The sequence below is a fragment of the Amycolatopsis sp. NPDC059021 genome, assembly GCF_042739895.1.
Taxonomy (GTDB): Bacteria; Actinomycetota; Actinomycetes; order Mycobacteriales; family Pseudonocardiaceae; genus Amycolatopsis.
Window position 1 is genome coordinate 27,840 of sequence record NZ_JBHYIQ010000004.1, and the last position, 7,611, is coordinate 35,450.

At 70.5% G+C, this 7,611-nt stretch carries 4 protein-coding genes; all 4 read right to left on the reverse strand.

What is annotated here, in order from left to right:
• Positions 1–24: 24 nt before the first annotated feature.
• Entirely contained in the window at positions 25–2,268 is a 2,244-nt protein-coding gene (locus tag ACFWX1_RS02945) for an ADP-ribosylglycohydrolase family protein (protein ID WP_378383192.1), read from the reverse strand.
• Positions 2,269–3,756 carry a TNT domain-containing protein gene (locus tag ACFWX1_RS02950; protein WP_378383194.1) on the reverse strand — a complete coding sequence of 496 codons (1,488 nt, stop codon included), beginning with the start codon at positions 3,754–3,756 and terminating at the stop codon, positions 2,269–2,271.
• A 19-nt stretch (positions 3,757–3,775) separates the two neighbouring features.
• On the reverse strand, positions 3,776–4,225 hold the full coding sequence (locus ACFWX1_RS02955; protein WP_378383196.1) for a hypothetical protein: 450 nt from the start codon (positions 4,223–4,225) through the stop codon (positions 3,776–3,778).
• On the reverse strand, positions 4,225–7,611 hold a 3,387-nt coding region (locus ACFWX1_RS02960), incomplete at its 5' end, for a toxin glutamine deamidase domain-containing protein (protein WP_378383198.1). The genes ACFWX1_RS02960 and ACFWX1_RS02955, both read right to left, overlap by 1 nt.

Consider the following 7,611-nt stretch of genomic DNA (forward strand, 5'->3'; position numbering starts at 1 on the left):
CCCCATCCTTGCGGTCCCGGCGGATCAGTGCCGGGGATACCGCTGAATCCACTGCTCCCCGAGCGCGCCGAGCGCCGAGTGCCGGTCGAAGTGCCAGTACACGTCCGACGCGACGTTCTCCACGAGGTACCGCAGGTCGAGCTGATCGACCCACTTCTGCGGCAGCCCGGGGATCCCGGTGCGCGCGCCGAGCAGCGCCCCGGCGATCGCCCCGGTGAGCGCGCTGCGTCCGGAGTGGTTGACCGCGCGCAGCAGCGCCTGCTCGGGGTAGTTCTCGAAGCCGGACAACGCGGCGAAAGCACGTCCCAGCACGGAAAGCGTGCTCTTGCCGTCGCCGATCAGCTCGGGGGCACGCAGATCGGGCAAGCCGTGCTCGGCGAAGAACGGGACGGACTCCGCCACCATCGCCTTCACCGCGTCCCACTCCGGGCCCTGCTGGTACTGGTTGTCCGGGTTGAGGATCTCCCGGGACAGGTTCCAGATCGGGTAGCTGAACGCGTCCTTCGTCAGCGCCGGCTCGAACAGCCAGGTCAGGTAGGTCGCGGCGGCGAGGTCGGGCTCGCCGGGGTGGGTGAGGCCCGCCAGCTCGCGGACGGCCTGACGCGATCCGCCGCTGAACCCGCTGCCGGGCCCCGCGACGGTGAGCGCCGCGGGCAACGCCGGGATCAGCGCGGCGGGCCCGGACATCGGCGGCGTCTGCGGGTCGTTGGTCACCACCCCGTGGTAGGAGTTGAGCAGCACGTCGTCCGAGGTCCGGCGGACGCGCAGCTCCGGCACCTTGACCAGCCAGCCGTCGGGGGCGTCCAGCGGCGCGCCCTGGGTGTGCAGCCAGCGCCGCAGCGCGCCGCGCACGACGTCGCCGAACTGCTGCTCGACCTCGCGCGACTCCGGCTGCTCGCGATGCGGGCTGCGGATGACGGCCTCGGTGTAGAACAGCAGCCGCTGGGTCAGCGAGCCGATCCGGCCGGGCTGGTCGAACGCGATCGGCAGATCGGTGACGCCTTCGGGCCCGTACTTGGCGTGGATCTCGTCCAGCCGCATCCGGTCGACGGCGGTGCCGAGCGCCTCGCCGAGCGCGAAGCCGACGTACGCGCCGGTGACGCGCTGCCAGCCGTAGCGATACCCGTCGAGTTCGCGCTCGAAGTACTTGCCGAACGTGTCCAGCCTCGGCACGGTGTTGCCGTCGTTGTCGTAGGCCGGGGCGAGCCCGTTCGCGCGCAGGTCGTTGGGGCGGCCGGGCGGCGGTTCCGGCAGGCTGAGCCGCCGCAGCCACGACTCGCCGAGAACGGTCTTCTGGCACTCCTCGGCCGTCAGCTCGTACCCGCGCTTGCGGGCCTTCTCGGCGGCGGCGAGCGGCGGGCCGACCGGTTCGGCGAGGCCCATCCTGGTCGCGGTCTCCCGCGCCACGCGCTCGAGATCCTCTTCGGCCTCCGGGCATTTGCCGTGGGTGTCGATCCGCGGCTCGCGGCGCGGGAAGCGGCGCGCGATATCGGCGAGCTCGGGGCCGCTGACGTCCTCGAAGGTCGCCGGGCCGCCGTTGATCACCAGGTTCGGCGGGTGTTCGAACTCGGCGAGCGTGGCGAGGTCGACCTGCCACCAGCCGTGCTCGCGCGAGGGCAGATTGCGGGTCGAGCTGAAGACCTTGAGCTCGTTGCGTTCCTCGGTGAAGTAGAAGCGGTCGGTCTTGCCGGTCTCGAGGTCGAGCGGGACGAACACCTCGCAGCGCAGCAGCCCGATCAGCAGCTGCTCGCGGGTCAGCCAGCCGACGCTCGCGAACGACAACAGCGTTTCGAGGGTGTTCTCCGGTTTGGGGTAGCCGCGGCGGATGGGCCCGGCCTTGTACTCCGGGTTCTCGCGCTCTTCGCCGGTCTGCACACCATCGTCGTTGACCTTGACCCAGCCCGCGACCGCGGGCAGCGGCACGCCCAGCTCACCGAGGCCGGACTTGACGTACTCCGGGTCGACGACCTCGCGCCAGTTCTCCTGACCGGGGAAGGCGACCGGGACGCTCAGCCCGCCGGGGTGCGGATGCGCCTGCCGCAGCTCGCCGTCGGGTTCGCGGACCACGACCGAGGGCGGCGGGAAGATCTCCTTCTCGGCCTTTCCCTCGTCGAGGAAGGCGATGGTGTTGTACGGCACCGACCAGCCTTCGGGGATGCGCCGTACCTTTTCCTGGTCGATCCGCAGCCCGCCGGGGCCCGACACGCCCGCGCCGTGCACGGCGCGCAGCCACTCGTCGACCTTGGCAATCGCTTCCGCCGCTTCCACCTACTCGATCCTCTCCAGGCTTCCGTCGGACTCGTGCTCGGCGATCGTCCTGGGCAGCACGTAGGCCACCGCCCCACCCGGCAGATTCGCCCACGGAACCGTGATCCCCGTGATCACGTGCAGTGGGCGGCGGAGCCGGTAGCCCCGCACGACGCGCTCCCGCTCGAGCGGCAGGGACGTCGTGGCGAACCGTACCCCGTCGTGGTGCACGAGGTTCCCGGGTTCCTCACCGAAACGCAGAACGACCGTACCCGCTACCAGCCGGGTGATGCGCTTGTTCCGGAGAAGGGTGAGGGGAGGCTCACCCGCGGCCGCCTGAACAGGCCAGTCGGCGAGTTCCTTGGCGGTCTCGAGCGGTGTCTCATGCCCGGCGGTCATCCGCGCCGGGTGCAGCAGCAGCGCGCCGAGCAACTGCTGAGCCGCGTCCTCCAGCCGGTCGAAGTAGCGCGGGGCGACCGGGGCGCCGTCGGCGTGCGCGGCGACTTCCCAGCCATCGGGCGTGAAGTTGAGGCACCAGGTCCCGTCGGCCCGCTCGCCGATGCGGTAGGCCTCCGGCCACACGCCGTGCTCGCCGAGCCTGCGGACCAGCACGATCAGCAGCTCGTCGTCGGGCAGGCGCGGGTTCGGCGTCGTCTCCAGCTCGGCCGCGACGTCGCCCTCGGTCCGCTTGACGTCGGCGCGGCCGGGTCTCGGTCTCGGACGGCCGAGCAGGTCGGCCTCCGCGGTCCGGCGGACGAGCTGCTCGACGTACGGCGGCTGGAAGGTGTTCGCCCGGATGTGCGCGACCAGGTCCGGCTCCGGCGGGATCCCGTATTTGCGCAGGTAGTGCGGTACGGACGCGTGCCAGATCCAGACGCCGTCGGTGTGGTAGCGCTCGGGGACGTCCTCCGGTGCGCCGTCGGCGAAGATGTCCGGGCCGAGTCCGTCCCCGGCGAGCACGACGGCCTCGCGTTCGAGGTACTGGAGCACCAGCGGCACCTCGGCCTCGGGCAACGGCTCCCGGTCGACTTTCGGCGGTTCGCCCTCGGTGTAGGCGTCGACGACGCGGGCGTGCCGGAACACCACCCCCAGCGGGAGCTGCGCCCGCAGCCGCCACCAGTCCGGGATGTGCTCGTCCTCGCGCGGGAACTCGGCGAGTTCGTCGGGATAGGCCGTCGAGCCCTGCTCCGGCGGTTCGGTCCACGCCGGCTCGGTGTCGAGGGTGAAGTCGAAGTCGAACGTGCCTTCGGGGGCGAGGGTGAATCGCGACTGGAGCCAGGTGCCGCGGCCGGTGGTGTACATCCCGGCGCGGAGCCGGGTGAACAGCTCGGTCAGCTCCGGTTGTTCGCCGGCGTTGCGGACCTCGAGTTCGGTGTGCTTCCCGGCCTGCCGGAACGAGACCTCGACCGGCAGCGTGTCGTCCACGCGGTGGGCACGGACCAGCTTGCCGATGCCGATCAACACGGCGCGCTGCTCTTCGGGGGACAGGGGTTGTTCCACGTGAATCATCGTGCCCTGTGTCGGCCCATCACGTGCTCCCTTCCGGGAACCTGCTCGTGACCGGGAACGATGGCGGCTCACCGGCGGCGCGGCGGGCCGACTCGTCCTCCCACATCGTGAAGGTGCGCCGGTAGATCGACTGGATCAGCGCCCGTTCCTCCGGTGCCATCGGGCGGTCCTCGTCGCGGGCGAGCTGGTAGATGCCGTTCACCGTTTCGTAGAGCGCGAAGATCGCCCCTTCCCCGCGGAGCCATTCGTTGCGTGCGGCCTCGGTCTCCTGGACGAACCGATCCTCGGTGAGCGTCCGGATGTCCGAGCTGGTCGTCGCCCAGACCGCCTCGCGGATATGGGAGTCGTCTTCCACGAACTCGCCGGTGCCCAGGTCGAGGATCTTCCCGGTCAGCCCGCCGTCCGGCGTCGAGTCCACCCGGTAGGGCTGGGCGAAGTACTTGAAGAACATCGGGGTCCGGAAGGCCATCACGCATTCTCCTCGCGCGTCGCGGGCGGCAGCCCCTGTTCCAGTGCCTCCTGGAAACGCCCGCGCAACTGCTCGATCAGCGCGGCGTCCAGTGCGGCCTCTTCCGGCGACAGCTTCCCGCCGCGACCTTCCTGACGGCTCAACGTCTCGAAGTCGCGGCGCACCTCGAACAACGCGTGCTCGTAGGCGGCGACGTCGTCGATGTGGGTCAGGTGCAGCCGCAGTTCGGCGACGTGCTTGTTCGGCAGCTGCACGTTCATCTGCAGATCGCGGTAGCCGCTGGGCTTCGGGTTGGCCATCCGGTCCTCGAAGTAGACGATCTTGAGTGCCGGGTCGTTCTGCACCTCGCGCAGTGCGTTGTAGAGGTCGGCGACCGTCTTGAACTGCACCTTGGCCCCGACGAGGTCGGTCAGCTGCCCGCCGTCGCCCTTGTACTTGGCGATCTTCGCGAGCGCGCGGTCGTCCTCCTTGGGCTTCGTGCGGTAACCGGCGTGGCCGTCGTTCTCCGCGGCGAGCCGGTCCGCGATCGCGTTCAGCTTGTCCTGGTTCGCGCGCCAGTTCGCCCGCTCGTCGGCCACCCACTGCTTGGTGGCCTCCTCGTTGTTGCGGAACTCCGGGAGGAAGCTGGCGTGCTTGCGGTCCTCGGGCTTCGCTCCCGCGGCGATCTCTTCCGCGGCTTCGGCGATCTCGATCTGTTCCCGGGTCGGCTCGAACGGCGTGACGCCGGCCTCGTGGACCTCCCTGACCAGCTCGTCGCCCCGGGTGACGGCCTCGTGCGCGGCGGTCTCCAGGATCGGGATGGCCTCCGGGTGTTCCATCAGGCTTTCGATGGTCTTCGGGTTGTTCAGCAACGAGCGGGTCAGCGTCTCGTTCACCGGGTCCTGCATCAGGTTCAGCAGGCCGGGGTGTTCGGCCAGGTGCGCGCGGATGTAGTCGCCCGACGCGTGGCTGTCCAGCGCGGCCTCGACCTCCGGCCGCGAAAGGAAACGCTCGGCCTCTTCACGCACGCGTGGATCGACGTGCTCGTGGCCCGTCACGGCTTCGTCGTGCGGCCGCTCGGCCATGCCGTAGCCGCCGTGGTCCGGCTGGTGGTGTGTCGCAGGTGGGTGCTCCGGCGTCGCCGGGACGTGCTCGGTGAACGACGGCACCGGCCGCCCGTCCGGCCCGATCCGCGACGGCCGCACGTCGACCCCGTGCGGGCCGCCGTCCCGCGCGTACGCGATGCGCGGATCGACCGGCGTCTCCGGCGGCTTCGCGAAGGCGATCCGCGGATCCACCGGCTGTGCGGGCTTCGGCTCCGTGATCGGCTCTTTCGGGGCCTGTTCGTGCGACGTCTGTTCGTGCGACGTCGTCGTGTGCGGCACGCCGCCGGTGTCCGGGACGCCGACGTGCATGAGCCGGATGTCCTTGGGCGGCGTGGGCAGGTTCAGCAGGTCGCCGGACTGCGGGTCGATGAACGCCACCCCGTCGCGGGTGTTCACGACCATCGCGACGTGCCCGCGTTCGACGCCGTTCGCGTCCTCGTACTTCACCGCGACCACCGCGTGGTGATCCTCGGGCATGTCCCGCATCTCGCGGATCACGGTGTCGTAGTCGGCGCGTCCGGAGAACTTCTGGCCGAAGCGGTCTTCGATGTGGTCGAGCGTGCCACGGCTGTCCATCTGGCCGAACGGGATCGGCTCCGCCGTGGCGTTCCCGCCGTGCAGCCGGTCCCAGTACGCCTCGGGCGTGCGCGTGCAGTTCGACATGTAGCCGTTCTCCAGCGCGCCCGGCTGATGGAAGCCGGGGTTGACCTCGCCGAGGTGCGGATGCCGCTCGCGGACATAGGCGGCACGCTGCTCCGGCGACGCGGTGCCGGCGTGGATCGCCGCCTCGTACGGCGGATTCGTCGGCCGCGCCATCGACGAGAAGTCCTGTGGCTCGTGCGTGGACGTGCCGTCGTGCGCGGGCGTTTCGCCGGCATGCGGTGCGGGTTCCTCGCCGAACCCGTGCCCGCCGAGACGGTCCGAAATGGACGGTTCGGGCGCAACGGGTTTTGCCGGTGGCGTCTCCGGTTCGACGGCGCCGCCGAGGCGCTCCATCAGGGCGTTCTGCCTGCGCCGCGCGTACTCGGGGGCTTCCTGGGTGAAGCGTTCCCGCCGCTCGGCCATCTTGCGCCGGGCGTCTTCGGGGCCGAGATGACGCGGGTCGCCGGGGGTGACCTCCTCGGCGTGGATGACCCACTTCCGCTTGCCCTCGGGCGTGACCACCAGTTCCTTGCTGTGCACGTGGAGCTGGGTGCCCGGCCGGGACAGCGACTCGCGCTCGCCGGGGTTCTCCGCCAGCGCGGAGACGTCCTTGCCCGTCTTCGACTGGATGTGCAGCTCGACGTCGTCGCCGAACTTCGAGCTGGAGAACTCGCCGGTCTTGATCGACGCGCTGGTGAACGTCGGCTCGACCGTCGTCTCGCCGACGACGTAGTGATCCGCGGTCAGCTTCGCCAGATGCGGGTCGCCGTGCACGTCGATACCGCGTACGACCTCGCCGACGTGATCGGGGAGCTGGGCGAGGCCGTCCACGATCGCCCGTGAATTGTGTTGTGCCAGCTCGAAACCGGGGTGCCCCGGACCGTGCCGGTTCGCCTCGTTGACGTGGTAGGAGTACTCGCCGCGCGTGTAGCCGTGGACCGCGATCGCGCCCTCGTCGGTCATGTGGCGCAAATGCTCGTGCGCGTCGCGGCGGCTCAGCGCGTTTTCCGCGATCTGATCGTAGATCCGCTGGTCGCCGACGGCTTCGCGGATGCTGCGGTGATCGGCCTCGGTCGCCCGGTGCTCCGGGTCGGACAGGTAGTCCTCGTTGTGCGGCACGGTTTCCCGACCCTGGCCGAGGCGTTCGGCGATGTCGGACGACGGCTCTTCCCTGGTGGGTTCCGGCTCGCGGGCGGGCGGCTCGGTGTCCTTTGTGGACTCCGCATGTTCCGGGTGCTCGGTGTGTTCGGTGTGTTCTTCGGTGGGCCGATGCGCGGACTCCGCCGGAGTGTGCGACTCGGTGATGTGGTGCGGAGCCGGCGCCTCGCCGCCGCCGAGCGGCATGGCCTTGATGCCCGTCGCGTCGTGGGGCAGCTCCGCCAGTCGCCCGCTGCGCGGGTCGGCGAACACGACGCCGTGCTCGGTCTTGACCGCCGCGACGATCCGGCTCTCCACCCGCGGATGCGCGGCGGGCGAGTCCGCCGGGGCATGCGGGTCGCCGGGCACGTGGTGCTCGAACGCGACCGCGGTCCGCGCGCCGACCGGACGTTCGCCCAGCTCACGCGCGATGCTGTCGAAGTTGCCGCGATCGCTCCACTGGCCGCCGAGTCGTTCGCTGACGTGATCGAGGCTCTGCTGATGTGACAGCGCGCCGTCGGC

Bases quoted from the DNA above. Each gene is read 5' to 3' on its own strand.
- ACFWX1_RS02950 (WP_378383194.1), bottom strand. From the start codon at position 3,756: ATGATTCACGTGGAACAACCCCTGTCCCCCGAAGAGCAGCGCGCCGTG.
- ACFWX1_RS02955 (WP_378383196.1), bottom strand. From the start codon at position 4,225: ATGGCCTTCCGGACCCCGATGTTCTTCAAGTACTTCGCCCAGCCCTAC.